18 protein-coding genes are annotated in these 24,540 nt (G+C 57.1%); 7 read left to right on the top strand and 11 right to left on the bottom strand.

Annotation, left to right across the window (positions count from 1 at the left end):
• Window positions 1–81: 81 nt before the first annotated feature.
• Genes ABRZ28_RS04255 through ABRZ28_RS04245 form a run of 3 tightly spaced genes read left to right on the top strand, consistent with a single transcriptional unit; the run spans window position 82 to window position 2,889 of the window.
• Window positions 82–696, top strand: coding sequence for a TetR/AcrR family transcriptional regulator (locus ABRZ28_RS04255; protein ID WP_319604411.1), 615 nt, complete (start codon window positions 82–84; stop codon window positions 694–696).
• Between the two features lie 47 nt (window positions 697–743).
• Window positions 744–1,421, top strand: coding sequence for a type 1 glutamine amidotransferase domain-containing protein (locus ABRZ28_RS04250; protein WP_330519569.1), 678 nt, complete (start codon window positions 744–746; stop codon window positions 1,419–1,421).
• A 40-nt stretch (window positions 1,422–1,461) separates the two neighbouring features.
• Window positions 1,462–2,889, top strand: a complete 1,428-nt coding sequence (locus tag ABRZ28_RS04245) for a coniferyl aldehyde dehydrogenase (protein WP_319604409.1) — start codon at window positions 1,462–1,464, stop codon at window positions 2,887–2,889.
• A gap of 54 nt (window positions 2,890–2,943) precedes the next feature.
• Here the strand turns inward: ABRZ28_RS04245 and ABRZ28_RS04240 are convergent, their stop codons facing one another.
• The 5 genes from ABRZ28_RS04240 to ABRZ28_RS04220 all read right to left on the bottom strand — a co-directional run bounded on the left by ABRZ28_RS04240 (window position 2,944) and on the right by ABRZ28_RS04220 (window position 10,748).
• On the bottom strand, window positions 2,944–4,026 hold the full coding sequence (locus ABRZ28_RS04240; RefSeq protein ID WP_319604408.1) for an ABC transporter ATP-binding protein: 1,083 nt from the start codon (window positions 4,024–4,026) through the stop codon (window positions 2,944–2,946).
• 115 nt (window positions 4,027–4,141) lie between these two features.
• The gene (locus ABRZ28_RS04235) at window positions 4,142–4,981 is read right to left on the bottom strand and encodes a carbohydrate ABC transporter permease (RefSeq protein ID WP_319604407.1); all 840 of its coding nucleotides are present in this window, start codon (window positions 4,979–4,981) and stop codon (window positions 4,142–4,144) included.
• A gap of 36 nt (window positions 4,982–5,017) precedes the next feature.
• Entirely contained in the window at window positions 5,018–5,902 is an 885-nt protein-coding gene (locus ABRZ28_RS04230) for a carbohydrate ABC transporter permease (protein WP_319604406.1), read from the bottom strand.
• 151 nt (window positions 5,903–6,053) lie between these two features.
• Complete coding sequence (locus tag ABRZ28_RS04225) at window positions 6,054–7,340, bottom strand: ABC transporter substrate-binding protein (RefSeq protein WP_319604404.1); 1,287 nt, start codon at window positions 7,338–7,340, stop codon at window positions 6,054–6,056.
• A 282-nt stretch (window positions 7,341–7,622) separates the two neighbouring features.
• Window positions 7,623–10,748 (bottom strand): alpha-mannosidase, encoded by a 3,126-nt coding sequence (locus ABRZ28_RS04220; protein ID WP_330519567.1) that lies wholly within the window; start codon window positions 10,746–10,748, stop codon window positions 7,623–7,625.
• A 449-nt stretch (window positions 10,749–11,197) separates the two neighbouring features.
• Between ABRZ28_RS04220 and ABRZ28_RS04215 the strand changes: the two genes are divergently transcribed.
• The 3 genes from ABRZ28_RS04215 to ABRZ28_RS04205 are packed head-to-tail and all read left to right on the top strand — an operon-like array spanning window position 11,198 to window position 14,214.
• A complete protein-coding gene (locus ABRZ28_RS04215) occupies window positions 11,198–12,154 on the top strand; it encodes an ROK family protein (RefSeq protein WP_319604571.1) in 957 nt (318 codons plus the stop codon).
• A gap of 26 nt (window positions 12,155–12,180) precedes the next feature.
• Entirely contained in the window at window positions 12,181–13,209 is a 1,029-nt protein-coding gene (locus tag ABRZ28_RS04210; protein WP_319604402.1) for a LacI family DNA-binding transcriptional regulator, read from the top strand.
• Window positions 13,210–13,230: 21 nt separating this feature from the next.
• Window positions 13,231–14,214, top strand: a complete 984-nt coding sequence (locus ABRZ28_RS04205; protein ID WP_330519566.1) for an aldose epimerase family protein — start codon at window positions 13,231–13,233, stop codon at window positions 14,212–14,214.
• A 203-nt stretch (window positions 14,215–14,417) separates the two neighbouring features.
• Here ABRZ28_RS04205 and ABRZ28_RS04200 read toward each other — a convergent pair whose 3' ends face one another.
• The 6 genes from ABRZ28_RS04200 to ABRZ28_RS04175 all read right to left on the bottom strand — a co-directional run bounded on the left by ABRZ28_RS04200 (window position 14,418) and on the right by ABRZ28_RS04175 (window position 21,328).
• Window positions 14,418–15,665, bottom strand: a complete 1,248-nt coding sequence (locus ABRZ28_RS04200) for a tetratricopeptide repeat protein (RefSeq protein WP_330519565.1) — start codon at window positions 15,663–15,665, stop codon at window positions 14,418–14,420.
• A 99-nt stretch (window positions 15,666–15,764) separates the two neighbouring features.
• Window positions 15,765–16,127, bottom strand: a complete 363-nt coding sequence (yacL, locus tag ABRZ28_RS04195; protein WP_330519564.1) for a protein YacL — start codon at window positions 16,125–16,127, stop codon at window positions 15,765–15,767.
• A 258-nt stretch (window positions 16,128–16,385) separates the two neighbouring features.
• Window positions 16,386–17,783, bottom strand: a complete 1,398-nt coding sequence (gene lpdA / locus ABRZ28_RS04190) for a dihydrolipoyl dehydrogenase (RefSeq protein ID WP_330519563.1) — start codon at window positions 17,781–17,783, stop codon at window positions 16,386–16,388.
• Window positions 17,784–17,791: 8 nt separating this feature from the next.
• A complete protein-coding gene (locus ABRZ28_RS04185; protein ID WP_330519562.1) occupies window positions 17,792–19,333 on the bottom strand; it encodes a dihydrolipoamide acetyltransferase family protein in 1,542 nt (513 codons plus the stop codon).
• Window positions 19,334–19,335: 2 nt separating this feature from the next.
• On the bottom strand, window positions 19,336–20,355 hold the full coding sequence (locus ABRZ28_RS04180) for an alpha-ketoacid dehydrogenase subunit beta (RefSeq protein WP_330519561.1): 1,020 nt from the start codon (window positions 20,353–20,355) through the stop codon (window positions 19,336–19,338).
• A gap of 10 nt (window positions 20,356–20,365) precedes the next feature.
• Window positions 20,366–21,328 carry a thiamine pyrophosphate-dependent dehydrogenase E1 component subunit alpha gene (locus ABRZ28_RS04175; RefSeq protein WP_330519560.1) on the bottom strand — a complete coding sequence of 321 codons (963 nt, stop codon included), beginning with the start codon at window positions 21,326–21,328 and terminating at the stop codon, window positions 20,366–20,368.
• Window positions 21,329–21,540: 212 nt separating this feature from the next.
• Between ABRZ28_RS04175 and ABRZ28_RS04170 the strand changes: the two genes are divergently transcribed.
• Complete coding sequence (locus ABRZ28_RS04170) at window positions 21,541–24,297, top strand: winged helix-turn-helix domain-containing protein (protein WP_330519559.1); 2,757 nt, start codon at window positions 21,541–21,543, stop codon at window positions 24,295–24,297.
• The last annotated feature ends 243 nt before the right edge of the window (window positions 24,298–24,540 follow it).

Below are 24,540 nucleotides of genomic sequence, written 5' to 3'. Positions count from 1 at the left end.
CGCCACGCGCCGATCGCAGGCGGATAAATTTTATCAGCTCGTAACTAGACGACCGGTCTATTCTGATCTACACTGCAAGACATGAACACAACAGACAAAGGCGAACTCACTCGCCGACACATTCTGGACACCGGCCGCAACCTTGTGCTGCACAAGGGCTTTGTCGGTGTCGGACTCAAAGAAATTCTTGATGCCAGCGGCGTGCCGAAAGGCTCGTTCTACCACTATTTTTCATCCAAGGAGAACTTCGGCTGCGTACTGCTGGAACAGTACGTCGACGACTACCAACAACGCCTGGATACCTTGCTGCGCGCCGAAGACGGCAGTGGACGTGAACGACTCATGCGTTACTGGAAAGCCTGGATTGACGATCCGGTGCTGGGCGGCTGGGCCGAACACTGTCTGGTGGTCAAACTGGCCGCGGAAGTGGCGGATCTGTCCGAGAACATGCGCCTGATACTGTGCGAGGGCGTCGTCCAACTGGTGTCCCGCATCGCGGAAACGGTGGCGGACGGTCAACGTGACGGTTCATTGCCTGCCGCGCTGCAAGCTCAGTCTCTGGCTCAGACGCTCTATCAACTGTGGTTGGGCGCCGCGCTGTTGTCCAAATTGGCGCGCGACAAAGCGCCGCTGCATCAGGCGCTGGCGACGACCGAACATTTACTGTCCCCGCTGGGGACGCAGGCGGACGTCTGATCCGCTAAGCATGATTTTTCATTTACACTGAAAAAGGAATCCGCAATATGAACGTCCTGATTGTACTGACTTCGCACGATCGCCTTGGCGACACCGGTAAGAAGACCGGTTTCTGGCTCGAAGAATTCGCCGCGCCTTACTACGTTTTCAAAGACGCCGGCGCGCGCATCACGCTGGCCTCGCCGGCCGGCGGTCAACCGCCGCTCGACCCGAAAAGCGACGAGCCCGACGCCCAGACCGCCGCCACCGAACGGTTTCGTCACGATCCGCAAGCACAGGATGCGCTGGCACGCACCGAAAAATTGTCGGCGCTCAATCCGGCCGATTTCGACGCGGTATTCTACGCCGGCGGTCACGGCCCGCTGTGGGATCTGGCTAACAATCCAGACTCCATTCGTCTGATCGAAACCTTTGATCGCGCAGGCAAACCGCTGGGGCTGGTCTGCCATGCGCCCGGCGCGCTGCGTAACGCCAAAAGCGCCGACGGTCAGCCGCTGGTCAACGGCCGCAAAGTCACCGGCTTTTCCAACAGCGAAGAAGATGCGGTACAGCTAAGCGACGTGGTGCCGTTCCTGATCGAGGATGAATTCAAACGGCAGGGCGGCCGGTATGAAAAAGGCGCCGACTGGCATCCCCATGTGGTCATCGACCAACATCTGGTCACCGGCCAGAACCCGGCCAGTTCCGAAGGCGTGGCCGAAGCCTTGCTTAAACAACTGGCTTGAGTTGCCGCTCAGACCGTCTCAGTTTATTTCGGAGCCTATAATGAATACGCCTGTTACATTACAAACGCTGGCGACGACCGTCGCCGCCATGAAGCGCGCCCACATACAAGAGGGGCCGGCCAGCCTTGAGCTGCGTCACGACCGTCTGGAACGCGCCGCGCAACTGCTCACCCGCCACCATCAGGCGCTGGCCGCCGCGGTCAGCGCCGACTACGGCCACCGCAGCGCCTACCAGACCCTACTGGCCGACGTGCTGTCTTCCGTCGGCGCGTTGCGCCACGCGCAGGAAAACCTGGCGCAATGGATGCGGCCGGAAGAACTGCCGGCGCCGGTTGCCGGCATGCAGACGCGGGTGGAATATCAACCGCTCGGCGTGGTCGGCATTATCAGCCCGTGGAACTTCCCGCTCAATCTGGCATTCAGTCCGCTGTCCGGCGTACTCGCCGCCGGCAACCGCGCGCTGCTCAAACCGTCCGAACTGACGCCGCGCACCGCCGAACTGCTGGCGGAGCTGATCGGACGCTATTTCGATCCGCTGGAGCTGAATACGGTGCTGGGCGAAGCCGAAGTCGGCGCGGCCTTTAGCGCTCAGGCGTTCGACCATCTGGTCTTCACCGGCAGCACCGGCGTAGGCCGCCACGTGATGCGCGCCGCCGCCGAGAATCTGGTGCCGGTAACGCTGGAGCTGGGCGGGAAATCCCCGGTTCTGATCGACAGCGACGCCGATGTGAAAACGGCCGCCGAGCGCGTGCTGACGGTGAAAACCTTCAACGTCGGTCAAATCTGTATTTCGCCGGACTATGTGCTGATAGAGGAATCTTCCCGCGATGCGTTTGTGGCGCAGGCGCGCCAGTTTATCGCCGGCGCGTTCCCTACCATACAGACCAACCCGGACTACACCGCCATCGTCAGCGATCGTCATTTCCAACGCTTGCTGGCGCTGCTGGACGACGCCAAAGCCAAAGGCGCCACGCTGGTCGAACTACAGCCGGAAGGCGAACCCCGTGCGGATGCGGCCACCCGCAAGCTGGCGCCGACGCTGGTGCTGGACGTCACCGATGACATGAAACTGATGCAGGAAGAGATCTTCGGGCCGATTCTGCCGATCAAAACTTATCGCAGCCGCGATGAAGCGCTGGCCTACATCAATGACCATCCGCGCCCGCTGGCCGCCTACTACTTCGGTCAGGATCCGGCGCGCCAGCAGTGGTTTAGCCAACACACCACGTCCGGAGCGCTGGTGGTCAACGACGTCATGACCCATGCGATCGTCGAAAGTCTGCCGTTCGGCGGCGTCGGCCCCTCCGGCATCGGCGCCTACCACGGCATCCACGGGTTCCGTCGTTTCAGCCATGCCAAAGCCGTCGTGGTGCAAAGCCAGAATGGCGAGCTCAACCTGAGCATGCGCGCGCCGTACGCCAAGGGAATGACCGAGGTCGAGTCTTTGCTGGCCGCCGATAATAAATAACGTCAAAGAGCCGGCCGGATAGCGGCCGGCTCCCTTTATTGCGATGTCACCCGCCTACGGGTTCAAGCGTTTGCCGCTGGCCTGATCGAAAATATGCACCGACAGCGGTTTGGGACGCAGATAGATCTCATCGCCGACCTTAATCGGCAAACGGCTTTTCAGGCTGAGGGTGATGCGTAAGCGTCCCCCCAGTTGACAGAAGATATGCAAATCGCTGCCGGTATTTTCAATGATCTCCACGCGTACTTTAATCGCCTGTTCCGGACTGTCGACGATATCAAACTGTTCCGGCCGTACCGCATAAACAATCTGCTGTCCGGTTTGTACGCTGACATCGCCCGGCAATGGCATCACGGTATGTTCATCAAGCTGCGCCACCAGTTCCCCTTGCTGCTCCACCACCCACGAAGAGAGCTGGTTGATTTCCGGCGATCCGATAAATCCGGCGACAAAACGGTTCGCCGGACGATCGTAGAGATCCAGCGGCGTGCCCGCCTGTTCGATGATCCCGTCGCGCAACACCACGATCATTTCACCCATCGTCATCGCTTCGATCTGATCGTGCGTCACATAAACCGACGTGGTGCGCAGACGCTGGTGCAACTCGCGGATCTCGGCCCTGACCTGGGTGCGCAGCTTGGCGTCAAGGTTAGAGAGCGGCTCGTCGAACAGGAACACCCGCGGATTGCGCACAATGGCGCGTCCCATCGCCACCCGCTGACGCTGTCCGCCCGACAACTCTTTCGGCAAACGGTCAAGCAGTTTCTCCAGCCCCAACAGCGCCGCGACTTCCTCCACTTTCCGGTTGATTTCTTTTTTGGGCATTTTCGCCAGCTTCAGCGCAAAGCCCATATTTTCTTTCACCGTCATTTGCGGATACAGGGCGTAGCTTTGAAACACCATCGCAATGTCGCGTAACTTTGGCTCCTGATCGGTCACGTTCTGATCGTTGATGTAGACCTCGCCGCTGGTCACCTCTTCCAGACCGGCAATCAACCGCAGCAGCGTCGATTTCCCACAGCCGCTCGGCCCGACCAGCACACAAAATTTGCCTTCCGGGATCGCCAGCGAGACATCCCGGATAATCTTCGTGTCGTCAAAGGACTTACTGACGTTTTTCAGCATGACAGAACCCATAGTAACCCTCAGTATTCTATTCCTTCATGCAGCGCCAGCGCGCTGCCGAGGTAGATGACAACCCCATTGAGCGCCCCGGCGATTCTCCCGGCGGCGCTCTGGATATTGGCCGGTCTCAGCCTTTTACCGCGCCGGACATAATTCCGCGATTGAAGTATTTTTGCAGGCCAAGGTACACAATGGCGCTTGGCAGCATGGCCAGTAACGTGATGGCGATAAATACGTTCGGCGAACTGTTTTCATCAGAACTGAGCACGCGCAGCATGACCTGAATGGTGTACATGTCCTCCTGATTAATCACGATCAGCGGCAGCAGGTACTGGTCCCAAATCATAATGAAACCAAATATCACCACCGTTCCCAGCGCCGGACGAACCAACGGCAGGATGACGTGGAAAAAGATTTGCCATTCGGATGCGCCATCCATTCTGGCGGCATCTTCCAGATCTTTGGGGATGGCGGACATAAACTCGCTCAGCACGAAAATGGAAAACGCCCAGCCGACTATCGGCAAAATCATGCCCAGATAGGTATCGGAGATAGAGGCATCGACAATCGGCAGTTTCCAGTTGATGATCACGTACAGCGGAATGGCGATCACCTCTTCCGGCAGCATCATGGTGGAAAGGATGATCAGCCCGACAATCGCCGCCCCGCGGAATTTCTTGCGCGACAGCGAATAAGCCGCCAGCGCGCTAACCGACACCTGCAATATCAGCCCGAACGCCACCACCACCAGCGAGTTGAATAGATATTTCCACACGCCGACGCTAAACCAGGCCTGGCGGAAATTTTCCAGCGTCAGATGCGCCGGCCATAGCAACAGCTCGCCGGGTTTAACCGTTTCGCCGCTGAATGCCGTCATTACAATCCCCAGAAACGGGCCGACGAAAATAATCAGTACGGCGGCGTAAATAATGACGCTGCCGATACGATCCCCTAGTTTCATTTTCATATTTATTACCCTGCTTAATGGTTTCTGACGCCCGGTTTAATACTTCACATAGCGTTTCTTCACGGCGAAATGAATAAGCGTGAGCAAGACGGTAAAAATAAATAAAACGAACGACACCGCGGAGGCATAGCCATAATCGAACTGAATAAACCCGGCTTTATATATCTGCGTCATGATCATTTCCGTCGCGTCGGACGGCCCGCCGCCGGTAGAGGCATAGACCTCGGCGAAGACGCGGAAGCCGCGGATAAACGACAGCATGATGATGACGGAAATCGCCGGGATCAGGCCGGGCAGCGTGACATAGCGCAAACGCTGCCAGCGGCTGGCGCCGTCCACGTTCGCGGCGTCATACAGTTCGCGGTTAATCCCTGCCAGACCGGCGATGAAAATCACCATGTTATAAGGCACCGCTTTCCAGATTTGCAGCAGCATCACGGTCATCAGCGCCTGATTGGGATCGGTCAAAAAGCCCTGCGGCGCAATATCAAACCAGGAAAGAATATGGTTCATCACCCCGTTATCGGTGGGATTGAACAGAATTTTCCACATTTCCGCCACAATGGCGGCGCTGGTGATGGCCGGCAGAAAGATCGCCGTACGGATGAAACGCAAATGTCTGGCCGGCCCTTCCAGCGCAATAGCCAGAAAAAACGCGATAAACGCCGATGCCAGCGATGTGACCACCACATTGATCAAGGTATTTATCGTGGCATGATGTAAATCGCCGTCGGAAAATAAACGCGAGAAATTGTCCAGCCCTACCCAGTCATTCGGCTGACCGAAATTAACCTGATAAAAGCTCATGATCATTCCCTGAATCATGGGAATAAATTTAAACCAGGTGAAAACAATTAATGCCGGCGCCAGAAATAGCCAAGGCGTTAATAATCGTTTCGCTCTTGGGTTAATAATACGCATAGTAACCGCCCTGAGTTAACACAACGCAATATGCCGTGACGGCAATCCCACCGCAGGCAGGTCCGGGGCGAAGTATCCCCACGGAAAACGCCTCCCCGAACTTGCCGTCATCCCGCCACGGTTATTCCGTCATTTCAGCCTTGCCGAAGAACTAATTGACCAACACCTTCTGTTTACGCAATTCGAGATTCACTTTCGCGTCGAGCTTTTTCAGTTCGGCCGGAATATCGGATGAGCAGTCGGAGAGGATTTTATTGAACCCGTCGGCGGTCACCTGACGAATTGGCGTCCAGTTGGGAACGGCGGGAACATAATGTCCGTTATTGGCGTATTGCTCGGCAAAGACCTGCCAGCGTTCATCGTTATACACCGCGTTGGCATCCACCTTTTTGTTAACCGGCAAACGGACAATCGGTTCATTCGGCGTACCGACGGCGGTGCCGATCTTTTGCCCCTGCTCTGAAATCATGAAGTCAATGAACTTCGCGGCCTGCGCTTTCTGCTTACCGCTTTTCACCAGATAGATGGCTTCGCCTTCCGCCATGCTGTCTTGCCCTACCGGGCCGCGCGGCGGCTTCACCACTTCAAACTTATCCGGCCCGGGTTCATCGGAGAATACCGGCATGCTGTAGGGGCCGGAAAGCACCATACCGACCTGGCCGGAACGAAACGCATTGGAAATATCGGACGTCACCGCGTTGATGGCGCCGGGTTGGACGAATTTCGCGCATACCAGGCCGCGCATAAAGTCCAGCGCATCCGCCACGCCCTTTTCGCTCACCGTGGATTTGAATCCTTCATCGACCGGGCGAACAAACTCCCCGCCCGCCTGCCAGACAAAGGAGGCCAGAATCCAACTGGTGTAGCCCCGGGTTGAAGAACCGGGCAGACCAAAACCGTAGGTGTCATTTTTCTGGTTGCCGTCCGGATCTTTCAGCGTAAAGGCTTCGGCCAGCGCTTTCAGATCCTCCCAGGTTTTTGGCTGCGGCAGCCCCAGCTTTTCACGCCAGTCTTTGCGGATATACAGTGCGGAAGCCTGCACCGAGGTCGGAATACCGTAGTATTTCCCATCGCGATATTTCAGGCTGTTCAGCGCCGTCGGCTGTAAATCCTTACCGTTATCCAGCGATGCGGGGTCGATTTCATCCACGATGCCCAGTTGGATCAACTGCCCCATATAAGCCGCGTCGTTAATGATTAAGTCAGGCAGCGTATTGCCCACCGCCGCCCGCGCCAGACGTTGTTCGAAGTCGGTACTGGCGCTGAAGTAGCTGATTTTAATACCGGTGTTCTTTTCAAACGCCGCCGCTTCCTGCTCATAAATCACACGCGCATTGTTGTTGGCGCGGATCCATACGTTAAGCGTATCCGCCGCCTGAACGGCCAGCGTACTGCCGGCCAATAGGGTGGTAATGATGGCCCTGGTTAATATTTTCATTTTTGTTGTTCCTCGTTTCCTGTCTGGCCCTGGTGTTGGCAAAAAGTCCACTTGCAGCAAAAACCGTGTAGAAACTGTAATTCAACTCTTGATTACTAAACATGTGTTTTTATAGTAAACAAAATGCGATATCAGTAAATCGTCCGGCATTCGATTTGTGATAGAGATCGTGATGTATACGCCAAATAATTCGAGTTGCAGGGTAAAACATGGTCGTTTTCAACAACGCAAAGCGTTGGCCTCTGATGGCCAACGCGCAGGCAACCTGGATCATTTGTCTGATCATTCCCCGGCCAGACACAGGGCGAGGGTTTTAATCTCATAAGGCGTGAACGTCAGCACGATCGGCCCCGCCGCAGCCTGCGTTTTCCGCTCTACGGTTTCCATCAGATCGCATTCGGCCCACCAGCTCAGCGGGAGTCCGGTATCCAGCGTCACGGTCTGTCGCCCGCCGGCAAACTCATGCAGGCGGACAATGATCCAGTTTTCCTGTTCGGCCTTTTTAATGGCGTCCAGTTGAATAAACGGATGATCGACGGTGACGATGCCCCGCTCGGATCCCAGCCATGCTCCCGGCATCACGCTCAGCGGCTCATTGAGATAAAACGCCTGCTGGACGACGGCGGCGTCGCGCCAGTCCCCCGCATGCGGCAGCAGCGAATAGGTAAAGACGTGTTCCCCGCGATCGGCATGGGCATCCGGGCTGACGGCGGATTTAATCAGCGTCAGTTGCATAACGTTGTCTTTAATGGCATGACCGTATTTGCAATTGTTAAGTAAACTCACGCCATAACCATATTCCGAGAGATCGGCCCATTGGTGCGCCACGCTTTCAAAACGGGCGTAATCCCAACTGGTGTTCCAGGTGGTCGGGCGCTTAACATTGCCGAACTGCACATCATAGGTGGCTTCCGTGGCGCGAACGGCGACGGGGAATGCCACTTTCAGCAGTTGGTTATAGTCCTGCCAGTCGACGCGGGTATGGAAATCGATACGCCGCAGCCGGCTGTAGAGCCGGAGCTGCTGCGTAATCCGGCTGTGCTGATAACGCCAGACAAACTCAATCACACAGCGCAGTTCGCCCTGTTCCACCACCCTGACCGACTCAAGCTGCGTTAGCGGCTGCCGCTTCTGGTAGTAAAAGATCTCAATATCCCAGGCATCGTACTTAAGCGGTTTATCTTCATAGACGGTCAGCACATTGCCGCAGTCCGCCAGCACGTCTCGCTGATGCTGACGGTCATAAATGCGCGTCAGGTGGCCGTGCTCATTCCAGCTAATGAGATAAAACGGCGTTTCCAGTTGATTGGCGCCGAGCGAAAAAGGAGAGGTATCGGCCGGTAACGCCGACGTACTGTCGTGGAACAGCGTAACGCCGGTCAGCGGCGGCACGTCTTGCAACGCAACCAGCCAACCGTCGGCGATACGCTGCGCGGTTACGGGCTCGCCGCCGGCGCTGCGCCAACCGCCCACGCCGTCGCCGGGAATAAACGCCATATCGCTGCGCGCCCAGGACGCGCTATTCATCACGCTGACCGCATCGTCACGATGCTGCACCAGATGGCGGCGGCTTTCCGTCAGAATGTCTTCGGCAATCTGTTGCGCCTGCCGATATTCACGCTCCGCATCGCGATAGACTTCCGCAATGGACGAACCGGGAATGATATCGTGGAACTGATTTCGCAACAGAATCTTCCAGCCCTCGGTCAGCGCCTGCTGCGGATACAGCGCCCAGTCCCCCTGTCGCAGGGCCGCTAGCAGTTGCAACCACTCGATGCGGCGATACAGCAGCTCCGCCCGGCGGTTTGCCTTTTTCACCTGCGCCTGGCTGGTGTAAGTGCCGCGGTGGCTTTCAAAGTAGAGTTCGCCGTCCCAGGTGTGTTGATAGCCATCGCTGGCTTGCAGCCGCGCCTCCAGACGTTCAAAGAAGTCATCAACGCGTCCCATGCGAATTTGCGGCAACGCGGGCATTTTTTCAAAACGGCGCAACAATTCGAGCATCTCTTCCGTCGGGCCGCCGCCGCCATCGCCAAAACCATAGGCCAGCAGCAGTTCCTGATTCAGCGGCTTATCCTTGTAGTTATCCCACAGCCCCTGAACCGACATGGCGTCGACCATCCCGTTATAGGTATAGCGCGGGTGTCCTTCCTCCGGCGTGGTAATGAAATGCGCCAGCACTTCGCTGCCGTCGATGCCGCGCCAGGTAAAGGTGTCGTGCGGCATCTGGTTAAATTCATTCCAACTGATTTTGGTGGTCATAAAATAGCGGATGCCGCTTTTTTGCAGAATCTGCGGTAACGCCCAGGCGTAACCGAAAACGTCCGGCAACCACAGGCAGCGGGGTTTTACCCCGAACTCATCCTGCATAAAGCGACTACCCAGCAGTATCTGCCGGACGAAAGATTCGCCGGAAGGCAGGTTGCAGTCGGCCTCGATCCACATGGCGCCGTCCACTTCCCAGCGCCCTTCTTTAACCCGCTGTTTTATCTGCCGGTAGATAGCCGGGTAATCCTGTTTGATGTAGTCATACAACTGCGGCTGGGACTGGAAAAACGTGTATTCGGGATAGCGCTCCATCAACCGCAATACGGTGGAAAAAGAGCGGGCGCACTTCTCGCGCGTATGTTTGAGCTGCCATAGAAACGCCACATCGATATGGGTATGCCCCACGCAGTGTACCGTTACCGGGTGCGCCTTATCCGCCAGCGGATACTCGCGTTCCAGTTGGTCAGCCGCGGCGGCGATGGATTGGTAAAAGCTCTCGCTGCCGGGATCCCGCCAGTCAATCAGACCATAGGCGCGGTCTGTCTGCGTCAGTAAACGTACGCGGTAGGGATCGTTTTGCGGCAGAATCGTCAGCGTTTGCAGAATCGCCTTCGTGGTGTAGCAGAGGTTGTTTGTCGGGCCGTCAAGCAGCGCAAACGACACGCTGTCAAACGCATTGCCGACATGAAAAGCCTGGAAATGTTTGCGCACCTTCCCTTCCAGAATCCCCGACCAGATGCGGAAACAGAACTCGACGCGCTTTCCTGCATACTCCGCCGGGATCGTCACCTGCGCGTGGTTTTGATCGATGCCGTGAAACGGTTGACCGTCGATAAACATCAGCGCTTCAAAATCCTGCCGCTGCGACCCCAGGCTGAAATTAAATCGGCCAACGATGGTGTGCTTACGCCATTGCGCCGGGAAGAGGTAACTCAGCTTCAGCCAAACATAGATATCCCGCTCCTGCCAGCGAACCCCACGCGTACAGGGCCGCCAATCCGCCGATGCCGGCGGCGGCGATGCGCCATTCAACCCTTCACGGTCAAAGCAGAGCTCGGCCTGTTGCACCTGATGCGCCTCGCGCAGCCGGTATTGGGCCACTTCGTCTAAACGCTGACTGAGCTTTTCCTCGGTAAAAAACATCGTTTTCTCACTCTGACGGCGGGAAGAATGGCGCCGGGCGACAAGGATTCCGCACGGCTATCACTCCTCTCCTGGTTCGCTGACAACGGCCTGGGTTTTATGTACTGCGACCGGAATAATCGCTATGTAATAGCATTCGCCATATGTTTAGTAAACAAATCCGAATTTATTCATACGGGTTGCGTGACAACCTTCACATTCCTGATTTGTTTTTTCTTTCCTCTTTAACCGCATTATTTTATTTCCATGAAATACCTAGAGAAAAACAAACATTGCCTGATAGAAAAAACGAACAAATAAAATTGAGTTTAGTAAACAAAAAGAAGTAAACTTCCGCAACGTCCGATGCCGAAAATGGACATAGCATGACTTCCCAGGCAGCTTCCCGCCTGCGCGGGAATGACCAGTGGGCGGGGATGACCGTAGCGTTTTTAGCAGGAGCGATAAATATGTTAAGTCTGGGTATTGATATCGGTGGGTCAAAAATCGAAGCTGTCGTGCTTAATCCCCAGGGAGAAGTGGCGTACAAGCAGCGTTACCCCACGGAAAAACAAAGCTATACGGCCTTTTTCGGCGAGCTCTGCCACGTCATCGACGACGTCCGCCAGGCGCTGTCATCCCCATTCAGCATTGGCATCTGCCTGCCGGGAACGGTGGAAGCCAGCAACGGCAAAATCAAAAACTCCAATATTCTGGTGATTAACCAACAGCCGTTGCCCGCCATGCTGGAAGCCCACTGCCGACAACCGGTCGCGATCAGCAATGATGCGAACTGCTTCACGCTTTCAGAAGCCATTGACGGCGCCGGGCAAGGCTACGACAGCGTATTCGGCGTGATCCTCGGCACCGGTTGCGGCGGCGGCATCGCCATCCGTCAACAGGTTCTGGATGGGCGCAATCGCTGCGCCGGAGAGTGGGGGCATAACAGCCTGCCGCGCTATACGCCGGAACGGGACGGCCCGTCCGTAGCCTGCTACTGCGGCCAAACCAACTGTATCGAATCCTTTATTTCCGGCACCGGGTTAGCGGAACGCTATAACCTGCGCTATCACCGGAAATTGACCTCGAAAGCGATCATGGATGCCGTCGAAGCGGGCGACGTTGAAGCCTGCGAGCATTTCACCCTGTTTCAGGATCAGTTGGCGCGTTCGCTGGCCGGCGCGATCAACCTGATCGATCCCGACGTGATCGTCATCGGCGGCGGATTGTCGAACCGTAAGGCGCTGTATCAGGGCCTGGAGGCGCAGATCGCCCGCTATATCTTCAGCAATACCTTCACGACCCCGATTGTTCAGGCGCGACATGGAGATAGCAGCGGCGTGCGCGGCGCCGCCTGGCTGGGCAAAAAACTGTTATCGACATCCTGCGGGAAACCGCTTTGTGATAGCATTTCCAGACATCGTTGAACCGCGAACAGGAACCAGGGTAACGCATGACCAAGCGTATAAGGATAAGAGATATTGCCGTTGAAGCCGGCGTTTCAGCGGGCGCCGTTTCCCGCGCGCTTAAAGGACAGCCGGGTCTGAAGGACGAAACGCGCCAGCGTATTCTCGGCATCGCCCAGCAGCAGGGATACGACTTTACCCGGTTGCGTAACGATAAAATCCGCCGGGTTCTGTTTTTACTGCACCGCCAGCACAACATTTCCAGCGCGCTGTCGTTCTATTCTCCCTTACTGCTCGGCGTGGAAAACGCCTGCCGCGAAGCCGGCGTCGCCCTGAGCTTTCTGGCGATCGGCCCTACCGATGCCGTAGAAGAGCAGGTTCGGCTGCACGATCCCGATGCCCTACTGTGCGCGGGTTTTTTCGAGCCTGAGCTGCTCGCCGTGTTGCAAAACACGCAACGGCCGCTGGCGCTGGTTGATCTGTGGTCGCCGCATCTTCCCTGCATTAACCCGGACAACTTCCAGGGCGGCTATCTGGCGACCCGGCACCTGATCCGCCAGGGAAGAACGCGCATTGCGTTTCTCGCCAGCAGCCTTGCCCATTACAGTATCCGCCTGCGGGAAAAAGGTTATCGTCAGGCGCTGTATGAGGCCAAGCTGCTCACGCCGCCGGAGTATGAAGCCATTGCCCCGCCCATTCTCGATACGGCCGCGTCGCTCACCAATGCCGTGGAAGAATTGCTGGGGTTGCCGCAGCCTCCCGACGCTATTTTTGCCTACAATGATTCCGCGGCGCTGATCGCCATGCGCGTCTGTCAGGAACATGGCTTGAACGTACCGCAGGATATCGCCATCGTGGGGTTCGATGATATCGAGGGCGCGGCGGTGTCCAACCCGCCGCTGACGACGATCGCCGTTGATAAAGCGGCCCTGGGACGGCAGGCATTGCAGCTATTGCTGGCGCCGCAAGGGGAAAACGAGCAACAGCAGCTTGCCGTCAAGCTGGTGAAAAGAAAAAGCGCCGGTGAAGGCGAAACCAAAAAGCCAATAGCAAATCCGGAACCGATAAACCCGTAACCTAACGCAGCAGGAGCCATCATGAATGCTCATCGCGTTTCTTCTCTGAACAGCCATGACGGCCTGCTGCGCGCGCAGGTCAGCAGCGCGGGCGGCATATTAACCTCACTGACTTATCAGCCCGCCCCCGGTTGCTCTCATGCTATTTTTCACCGGGCGCACTGGCTGGACGACCCCATCGCCTGCGCGGGTCAGCCGCCGCTGATGCGCCGGCTGGCGGGAGAGTGGGTCGGCGTGCCTTTCGGCCACAGCGAAAAAGAGGCCGAGGGCTATTTTAGTCAGGCGCCGCACGGTTTACCGGTGAACGGCCAGTGGGAGATGGACGATAGCCACGCCAACCATATCCGGCTAACGTTCAACTACCCTGACGACTACCCTCTTGCCCGGCTGCAACGCACCATCACGCTGGCCGATAACGGCGAGGTCGACTTTAGCCTGACCATCGCAGCCCGGCGCTCATGCCGTTTCCCGGTGGGGCTGCATCCTATCTTTCCCGTGGGCGGCGAGGCGGGCGAAGTGCGGCTCAGCGCCGAAAATCTGCAACAGGGCATTGTCTATCCCACCGCTACCGAGCCGAATATCAGCCAGCTACAACCGCTGGCGCGCTTTACCGATCTGGCCGCCGTGCCGGCATTGAACGGCGCGACGGCGAACCTGAGCCGGCTTCCCCTGCCCTTCCCAACCGAAGAAATCGTTCAACTGCTTAGTCCGGTATCAGGCATTAAGCTGCACTATCCGACGCGTCAGATAACCGTGTCTTTGCATTGGGATACGCAATGGCTGCCGCACTGCCTGCTATGGTTCAGCAACGGCGGACGGGCTATGCCGCCGTGGGACGGTAAAAACCATTGCCTGGGGGTTGAACCCGTCTGCTCCGCCTGGGATCTCGGCCCCGGCAGTCGCGCGGATAATCCTATCAGCGACCTCGGCTACGAAACCAGCCTGGCGCTCACGCCAGACCAGCCGATAACCATTGGCTACCGGATCCGCTGTCAGACGGCGTGAAGCAGGGCATTCGGATTTGGCGATAAGGCTTATACCAGCGTCAACCTGAACGGCTGCGCATGAAGCTGGGCCTGAACCTCGGGCGGTAGCCCTGTGTCGGTGACGATATCGCCTTTCCCTGCATCAGCTTTCTAAAGGGCTGAATACCGGCCGAATGTCATACTCGGTCGGTATTCATCCTTGATTCAAGTGCTCATCTATTTTCACATGGATTCACGTTTAACATTTAATTTACTTTTTGCATTCAATTCGGCGGCAAAAACATTTCCTTTATCGATATCTTCTTGTGTCATTTTTTCTTTTAAAGAATCCACTAACTTCTTATTTCTTTCTTTTTTTTCTTGATCATAGGTAAGCCATCCATAAGCCTTAATATAATCAGGTTTAACCTCATCATTCGAACCATTTAAATAAATATACCCCATCATATCTTTTGCACTATAATTTCCGGAAAGGGCTGACTTTTCTATTAATTCTATTCCTTTATCCACGTTTTGTTGAATACCCTTTCCATTTAACAATAGAATGCCAAGTTCATACTGCGAAGCAGGATGCCCTTGTTGCGCAGCCAGAGAGTACCATTCGGCCGCTTCTCTATATTTTTCATTTATGCCTTGAGACTGTCCTCGCCACTTATAAATTTCTCCCAAAATGTATTGCGCCTCAACATGACCTTGCTTAGCCGACTGCGTATACCACTTTAATGCCAGCGTAGAGTCATGATCGATGTCTTTACCATAGGTGGCATCATACATTTCCGCCAGCCGAAATTGGGCATTCATATCGCCTTTTTCCGCCAGGCGTTTAGCATCTATAAATTCCTGCGAAGGCTGCTTCGGTTGCCGCTTATCTTCTATCAGGATTGTAGTAAAGTTTAATCCTTTTTCGTCTGAGGGAGAAAAATAAAATCTTACCGGGATGCTGGCGGTAACTGATTTTTCTGGACCTAAAGAAGCCCTGGCGAAGTCTGATGGATAACCATTAAATACTGGAGAATTTGATGATGCTATGCTGATATATTTCATTTTCGTATTATTGATAAGATTGAAAAGCAAATGACTGCCATTCATCTTTTTAGGAAATTTATTACTCCAGTCGGTATTTACGTACCAACCTATTCCTGGTTTCCAGGCTTTATTATCATAATATAAAGAAAGCGTTTTCACCTGTTCATTCGAACTCCCGCCAAGATCAACTGGCACAGTGAAAACAAAATAAGATTGATTATTCATTTCCTCACAAGAGATAAATTTTACATTTTCTATTTTACTCATTTCTCCTTTCAGATGGTCTACATCATCTTCACAGTTATCAACTTCAGTATATGCTTTTAGCAGGATGTTTTTTGGTTTATCACTCACAACATCACTGACTAATACATCTCTGAAATCGAGCTGTTGTGACATTGCATAACAAGGTAGCAAAAAAATCAAAAAAAATACTTTTATCATTACCATCATCCTTAATATTTTTTATCAATTCAATCCCCCTGAACACTGCCAGGTTGACATAATCATTAGGTTTTCGACAGCTAACGAATCTCTTATTCATTATTTCTGCCGCACAAACTCCCGGTATTTCGCCACCAGATCGAGAAAGTCCTCCAGGCCGCACAGCGACAGGCTTTCTTCATCATAGTAGCTCATGCCCTCTTCCATTTCATCGACGACGAATTCCAACTGATTGGCCTGAATCAGCACTTCTTCGGCATCCAGCAATAGCGTGTATTCGTGGCCGACTTTTTGCCACTGTCTTTCGCTTCCCGCCACCGAACGCGCCGCCGCCTCCACCTCGTCCAACAGCGTCAGTTGCCCTTTGACCTCTTCATTAAACCAGTGACCGACCGCCTCATGTCCCATCGACATTCGTACCATTACCTGCCCGGTAACGTCCCGCAAGAATTCATAGTCCATGATGCCGCCCTCTGTGATAGTGCTTGTTTTTCAGTGTAACCATCCTCCTGCCATACCACAGTGATATACCCGTCATACTTCAAGCATGACGGACAGAGAAGAAAAAAGATCTGCCGGTCTGATACAGGTCGCTCGTTTCTAATGCCGAAAGAAATGCAGGCGCAGCGCAGCCGGACAACCAGCAATCCTGTCAATATCAGAAACCTGTCGAACGATAGCAGGTTATCCGGCGCCGGGAAAGATTGCGCCGGATTACGCTTATTGATGCAGCGCTTTGCCGCCGGCGGCCAGCACCGCCTCGTGCATCGCTTCGCTGAGCGTCGGATGGGCGAAAATCACCTGGCTGAGCGATTCTTCCGTCGCTTCAAGGTGATGAGCGATGGCGAATCCCTGGATCTGCTCCGTCACCTCCGGTCCCACCATATGCGCGCCGAGCAGTTCGCCGCTCTCCTTGTCAAAAATGGTTTTCACAAAGCCCACGGCCTCGCCCATCGCCAGCGCTTTGCCGTTGGCCCGATAGTCGAAACGGCCGACCGCAATCGCCCGCCCGCTGGCCCGCGCCGCCGCTTCGCTCAGGCCGAAACTGGCCACCTGCGGACGGGAGTAGGTACAGGCCGGGATGGCGCGTTTGTCCAGCGGCGCGACATCGGCCACCCCCGCCAGTCTCTCCACGCAGATCACCGCCTCGTGGCTGGCCTTGTGCGCCAGGCAGGGCGCCCCCGCGACATCGCCGATGGCATAAAGACCGAAGACATTGGTCCGGCACCACTCGTCGGTTTTGATGTAACCGCCGTCGATCTCGACGCCCAATGCTTCCAGCCCCAGATCTTCATAGTTGGCCCGCACGCCGACCGCCAGCAGCACCTGGCTGACATCCACCGTTTGCTGGTCGCCGTTCGCCAGCCGAATACGGCATCTGGCGCGCTCGTCGTCCGTTTCCACCTCGGTCACGCCGGCGTTGGTCAGAATGGCGATGCCGCGTTGGCTAAACTGGCGGGCGACCAGCGCGGAAACATCGGCATCCTCCAGCGGCATGATGCGTTCGGCGATCTCCACCAGCGTCACCGCGCAGCCCAGATCGTTATACAGGCTGGCGAACTCGATGCCGATGGCGCCGGTGCCGACAATCAGCAGCGACGACGGCACCGTTTCCGGGATCAGCGCGTTCATATAGTTCCAGATACGCTTGCCGTCCGGCGTGATGCCGGGCAGCCCGCGCGGCCGCGCGCCGGTGGCCAGAATAATATGATTGGCCCGATAAGCGCGCGCTGCGCCGTCGGCGTCGACGCTCACCTCCCCTTTGCCGGTCAGCGTCGCCGTGCCGGTAATGACGGTCACGCCGTTTTTTTTCAACAGCGAGGCAATGCCGGCCGTCAGCCCGGCGGAGACGCCGCGGCTACGGGCCACCAGTTTGGCGATATCGAAATGAACCGCCTCCGCGCTGAATCCGAACTCATCCATATGCGCCAGTTGATGAGCCAGTTCAGCGCCGCGCAACAGCGCCTTGGTGGGAATACAGCCCCAGTTGAGGCATACGCCGCCCAAATGCCGCTTCTCCACCAGCGCGGTATTCAGCCCCAGCTGCGCCGCGCGGATAGCGGCGACATAGCCGCCCGGTCCGCCGCCAATAACCAAAACATCATAGTTATCTTTCATTTCCGCTCCTATACCAGCAGCGTGGCGGGGTTTTCCACCAGATGCTTGAGTTGGCTAAGAAACTCGGCTCCGCTGGCGCCGTCGACCACCCGATGGTCGCAGGACAGGGTCACGCTCATCAATGTGCGCACCACCATCTGATCCTGTTCCGCCACCACGCGGCGCTCCCCGGCGCCGATCGCCAGAATCGCCACCTGCGGCGGATTGATAATGGCGTCGAACTGGCGCACGCCGTGCATCCCGAGATTGGAAATACTGAACGTGCCGCCCTGGAACTCTTCCGGCTTCAGGGTGCCCGCTCTGGCTTTGGTCGCCAGCGTTAACATCTCCCCGGCGATCTCGGCCAGCGTCTTGCGGTTCGCCGCCCGCACAATCGGGGTGATCAGACCGTCGGGCAGCGCGACCGCGATCGAAATATCCGCATCGTGATAATGCTGGATCGTCTGGCGATCCTGATCGAACAACGCGTTGACGCCGGGAACCTTAACCAGCGCCAGGCCGCAGGCTTTGATCAACATATCGGTGACCGAGAGTTTGACCGACGGCACCGCCGCATTGATCTCTTTACGCAGCGCCAGCAGACGATCCAGCGCCAAATCCACTTGCAGACGGAAATGCGGCGCATCGCGTTTGGACGCCTGCAAACGCGTGGCGATCGCCCGGCGCATACCGCTCATGGCCGTCACTTCGTAGCCCGGCGTCACTGCTTCTGCCGCCGTGGCTTCCTCTCCCGCCAGCGGGATAGCCAAACGCGCCGCCGCCTGTTCGACGTCCGCCTGACACACCCGTCCCCGACTCCCCGTCGTCCGGCAGTCGTGCAGATTAATCCCCAGTTTGGCGGCCAGACGGCGGGCGACCGGCGTCGCCGCGACCTGACCGTCATCCTGACGCGACGCCGGTTGATGCGTCGTCCGCGCCTGGCGCTCGGGCGTTTTAACCTTGCCGCCATGCTGCACGATGGCCGCATCGATATCGGCGATCGAGATGCGTCCGCCGCGCCCGCTGCCCGCAATCTTGCTCAGATCGACGGCAAGCGAGGTCGCCAGACGCCGCGCGCGCGGCGTGGCGAAACTCTCCTGTCCGCCGTCGCCAAGCAGCGCCGCCGGCACCTGATAAGCGTTGGAGGCCTCTGCCGGCGCAGCGCTCTTTTTAGCGGCGGCGGATGGCGGCGATGCGACGGGCGGCGTAACAACCGGCGGCGCTGGCGGCGGATCTGCCGCGACGGCCTGCGGCGGCGGCGAATTATCGGCGCCGGCAGCGCCTTGCAATTCGGCGACAAAGCGATCCAGCTCGTCATCGCCGACGTCGGCGTCGGCCGCCAGCGCCAACGGCGTGCTGACCGGCACTGTCTCGCCCGGCTGTACCAGAATGCGTCGCAGCACGCCGGCGAAAGGCGCTTCCAGCACGTTGGTGATCTTGCTGGATTCAATCTCGCAAACCTCCTGCCCGGCGGTAAAACTTTCCCCCTCTTTAATCAGCCAGACATTAAGCGTTCCCTCTTCCATCGACAGTCCCCACTTAGGTACTTCGATTACCCGAATGGCGCTCATAGTCAGTCCTCCATCACTTTACGAACCGCGGTCTTGATGCGATCGACGCTGGGTATCCAGGCCTGTTCCAGCACGTTTGAGAAGGGAACCGGCGTATGGGGCGGCGTGACCATCACAATCGGCGCTTTCAACCGATAGAACGCCTGCGAGGCAATCAGCGCGGCGACGTCGTGGGCGAAACCAAAGCGGGCCGCCGACTCGTCAACGATAACCACGCGGCCGGTGGCGGCCACGGACTCCAGGATCCCCTCTTCGTCCAACGGCGAGACGGTGCGCGGATCGACGACTTCCACCGAGATCCCCTCTTTAGCCAGCTGATCCGCCGCCTGATTGGCTTTATGCACCATCGCGGACAGCGCGATAATAGTGACATCGGTGCCTTCGCGGGTGTAATTGGCGACGCCGAACGGAATGGCGTAAGCCTGTTCCGGCACCTCGCCTTTGATGTCGTATAAAATTTTGTGTTCGCAGAACATCACCGGATCGTCGTCGCGAATGGACTGGATCAGCAAGCCCTTGGCGTCATGGGGCGAGGAAGGCACCACCACTTTCAGACCGGGCGTCGAGGCAAAAATGTTATAGGGGGATTGCGAATGTTGCGCGGCGGCCGAAAAACCCGCGCCGATCATCCCGCGCACCACCAGCGGCGCCTTGGCCTTGCCGCCGAACATGTAACGGAACTTCGCCGCCTGGTTGTACAGCATGTCGTGACTGACGCCGAAGAAATCCATAAACATCAGTTCCGCCACCGGCCTTAAGCCGGTCAGCGCCGCCCCCGCCGCCATACCGATAATGGCGGATTCGGTAATCGGCGTATCAATCACCCGCGATGAACCAAACTGCGTCCACAGCCCTTTGGTGACGCCCAATACCCCGCCCATCGCTTCACCGCGGGCGCCGACTTCCACCGTCCCCGCCTGACCGCCGCACACATCTTCACCAATCAGCACCACGCGTTCATCCCGCTCCATTTCCTGCGCCAGCGCTTCTTTTATCGCTTCACGATACGTTTTGATTGCCATGGTCGAGCCCTCAGTAAGAGACATAAACGTCGGTAAGAACCTGATCCACCGTCGGGAACGGCGCGGCCCGGGCTTTCAGGACTGCGTCATCCACCAGCGCCTGAACCTCGCTGTCGATAGCGGCCAGTTCGGCGGTGGAAATCTGCTTTTTCACTTGCTTACTGAAGATTTGCAGGGGATCTTTTTCTTTGCGCAGGCGGTCGACTTCGCCTTCCTGGCGGTAAAGCATCGGATCGCCCTCGAAATGCCCGTGCCAGCGGGGCGCAAACGCTTCGATAACGCTCGGCCCCCCGCCGCTGCGCGCGCGCTGCACCGCCTCTTCGGTGGCGGCGTAAACGGCTAAAAAGTCGGTGCCGTCCACCTTCACCGCCGGCAGACCGAAACCGCCGGCGCGACCGGCGATATCCCGTCCGGCTACCGCATAGTCATGACCGGTGCCTTCGCCAAAGCCGTTGTTTTCAAATACGAAAATGGCGGGTAATTGTAATACCACCGCCATATTGATCGCTTCGAACACCAGTCCCTGGTTGGAGCCGCCATCGCCGGTAAAAGAGACGGCCACATCCGTCGTACCCAGCGTTTTCGCCGTCAGCGCCGCCCCGATAACCAACGGCGGCGCGCCGCCGACAATCGCATTGGCGCCGAGCATGCCTTTGCTCAAATCGGCGATATGCATCGAACCGCCTTTCCCCCGGCACAGCCCGGTTTCCCGGCCGAATATTTCCGCCATCATGCCGTGAATATCACAACCTTTGGCAATGCAATGCCCGTGTCCGCGATGGGTGGAGCCGATATAATCCCGATCGCTCAGGTTCTGACAAACGCCGACGGCAATTGCTTCTTCACCGCTATACAGATGGATAAACCCCGGAATATCCCCGGTGGTGTTCTCCTGATGCAGCCGCTCCTCAAAAACGCGGATCTCGCGCATTTTGCGATAGGCCTGCAATAACGCCTGTTTGCTTAACGACATGATTTAGCCCTCATTTGCTTGGTTTTACCGTTGTTAACGGTGACCCCTATCACGGGATCCACCCTCGCCAGAGACTAAGATAGAAAGATAAAACGGCGGGGATAACTACCCGAACGGGTAGTCAAGGCGGCTAAATTGGGGGGGTAAAAAGCGCAGCCATTACGCCGGCGAATCACAACCTGGACAACAGGACCACATGAGGATCGCGCCCCATGAATGAGAACCTTTTGTACCCGACGCTCACGTCAGCCATCGATTATCGTCAGAAGTCATTTACGCTCAGCCACGGACTGCCGCTGATAGCGACAAAACTGTCTCCGCCGCGCACTTCCGGCGCCGTTTTACGCCGCGATCGCCTGTTATCTCATCTGGATCGGGTTCATCAACTCAGCCTGGCGCTGGTGTGCGCCGGCGCCGGATTCGGGAAAACCACCCTGCTGAGCCAATGGCAGCAGGACATGATTTCCCAGGGGAACTGCGTGGCCTGGCTGAGTCTGGACGAACAGGACAATGCCCTGCATGATTTCCGCCGCTATCTGTTGGCCGCCCTGCACCCTTATTGCGGCGCGCTGTTCAGCCAGCTTGAACCCATTGCGCCGGGCGCCTCGCTGTGTACCGAAGACGGGTTTATCCGCAATCTGATCAACAGCCTGAGCCAGCGCCAGACCCCGCTGTATCTGGTGATCGACGACTTTCATCTGATACGTAATCCGGTGATTTTGCAGGATATCAACGAACTGGTAAACTACGCGCCGGCCTGCCTGCACCTGCTGCTGGGAAGCCGCAGCCTGCCGACGTTGCCGCTGATGCGCATGCTGGCGAGCAACCAGATGGTGATGATCGATATCAACGATCTGCGCTTCAATCCGGCGGAAATTCTGGCGTACTTCGCCGAGACCGCCCATCAGAATCTCGATCAGGCCGATATCCAGCGGCTGTTGGCGATCACCGAAGGCTGGATCATCGGCATCCAGGTAGCCGCGCTCTCCGCGACCGGCAGCGGCGACACCCTGTTTCAGACCCTCGAAGGCCCGGCCGGCGCCAAACAGATGGCGCGCTATCTACAGGAAGTGGTGCTGAATCCCTTGCCGCCGGAAATCCAGCAGTTTTTATTACAGACCTCGATTCTCAATCGCTTCACGCCGGAGTTATGCAACGCCGTCACCCTGCGCAGCGACGGTAAACAGATGCTGCATTTTATCGAACAGCATAACCTGTTCATTTCGCCGCTGGACCAGCAGGGGGGCTGGTTTCGCTACCACTCGCTGTTTGCCGAGGCGCAATATGAGCGCCTGGCCAACGGGCCGGTAAAAATCGCCGAACTGCATGAGCGCGCCAGCAACTGGCTGGCGGCCAACGGCTACTGGGCGGAGGCCATTCGCCATGCGCTGGCGGCGGGCAAGCTGGACAACAGCGCCGCCTACGCCGCGCCGAGCGCGCAATCGCTGGCCGAAGAAGGCGATCTCGATACGCTGGTTCGCTGGCTGCAACAGTTGCCGTTAACCGAGGGCGCCCGCGAAGAACGCATTGAGCTACAGTTGAACCTGGCCTGGGCGCTGGCCCACTACTTTCGTTTTGATGAAGCAAAAGCGCTGCTGAACCGGCTACAGTCCGGCTTCGCGCTTCATCAGCTAAGCGAACGGTTGCGCATTAAATGGCAGGTGATCAGCGCCATCGCCGCCTCGTTCGCCGAAGATATTGTGACCAGCGAAGCCTTGGCCAGACCGCTGCTCAAGCGGGTTCCCTGCGGCGACAGCTGGGTGGATGGTCTGGTGTGCAATATCCTCAGCTACGACTATCTGGTGCAGGACCGCTATCAGGACGTCGCCGCGGTGCAGCAACATATGCCCTCGCCTTGCGCGCCGCAGGATAATTTATTCGTCAGCGTCTATCGGGCGTTCATTCTGGGGCTCCATCATGTGCGTCAGGCGGATTTACGCACCGGCGAAGTATATTACCGGCAGGCATTAAAGCAGGCCGAGCGTCTGACCGGCGTCGACTCCTGCGGCAGCGCGACGTTACAGGCCCTGCTGGCGGAAATTCATTATGAAGAGGACAACGTCCTGCTGCTGGATTCGCAGGTCGCTCCGCATTTAGCCAAAATCGATATTTTCGCGCCGCCGGACGCCTTGCTAAGCGCCTATCGGGCGCTGGTCCGGCGCGCCTTGCCGCACGACCCGGCACAGGCCAAAGTGCTGCTGGAACACGCGCAACAGGTGGTGATCGGCCGGGGCTGGCCGCGGCTGCAAGGCATGCTGCTGGCGGAACAGATCCGGGTCGCCGTGCTGCAAAACCAGCGATGCCAGGCGCGGGAGTTGATGGGGCAATTAACCGCGCTCAGAGAAAAATATCGCCGGACCTTGCCGCACGCCAACTACCTGCAAACCAGCCATCTCACCGCGCAAGCCCTGATACTGATGGATGAAGGCCTGCCCGGTAAGGCGGCGCGTCTGCTGTGGCCGTTGGTGCGGCAACTGGAGGAACGCCGCTGCATACTGGAAGCGCTAAGGCTACGCGCGCTGTGTGCGGTAGCCTGGTGGCGGGAAGGCGAGCGGCAGCAGTCCGCAGACGCGCTGTCGCCGGTGATAAAACTGGCCAGAAGTCAAAATCTGAAGCGCAGCCTGCTGGATGCCGGCGCTGAAATCCACCCGCTGCTTCAACACATGCAGAGCCGGGCGGACGCCGACGAGCGCGGCTATATCGCTAATCTGTTACGCGCCGCGCCGCAAATTGACGTCGGCCCGATTGCCGATTGGCGCCCCTTGCCTCCGCTGACCGAACGCGAAAATCAGACGCTGCTGCTGGTCGCCCAGGGCCGCTCGAACAAAGAGATCGCCCGCAGCATGGATATCTCGGTTGATACGGTCAAATGGCACTTAAAGAATCTCTACGGCAAGCTTGACGTCACCAGCCGTACCCAGGCGATGGGGCGGGCCAAAATGCTAAGCGAAGCCGATTGCTCCGAATAAAAAATCGCCAGGAGCGATTTTTAACGTCGCCCCGCGACGGCCCGCAGGGTGACGGGCAGGGATAGCCCGTCATAAAAAATCGCCAGGAGCGATTTTTAACGTCGCTTGCGACGGCCCTCAACCATCACATCAGGAGAATACACCACAAATGCTTTCTAAAAAGAAATCAATTTGCTAAATTAAAGCCAATAAATCGCAAATATGATTTCCACCTGGAACTTAACAGAAGAAAACCTCGCCATC

It is taken from the genome of Brenneria sp. g21c3 (genome assembly GCF_040240345.1).
Taxonomy (GTDB): domain Bacteria; phylum Pseudomonadota; class Gammaproteobacteria; order Enterobacterales; family Enterobacteriaceae; genus Brenneria.
The sequence above is the reverse complement of the archived record's forward strand: the minus strand, read 5'-3'. Positions and strand labels throughout refer to the sequence as shown.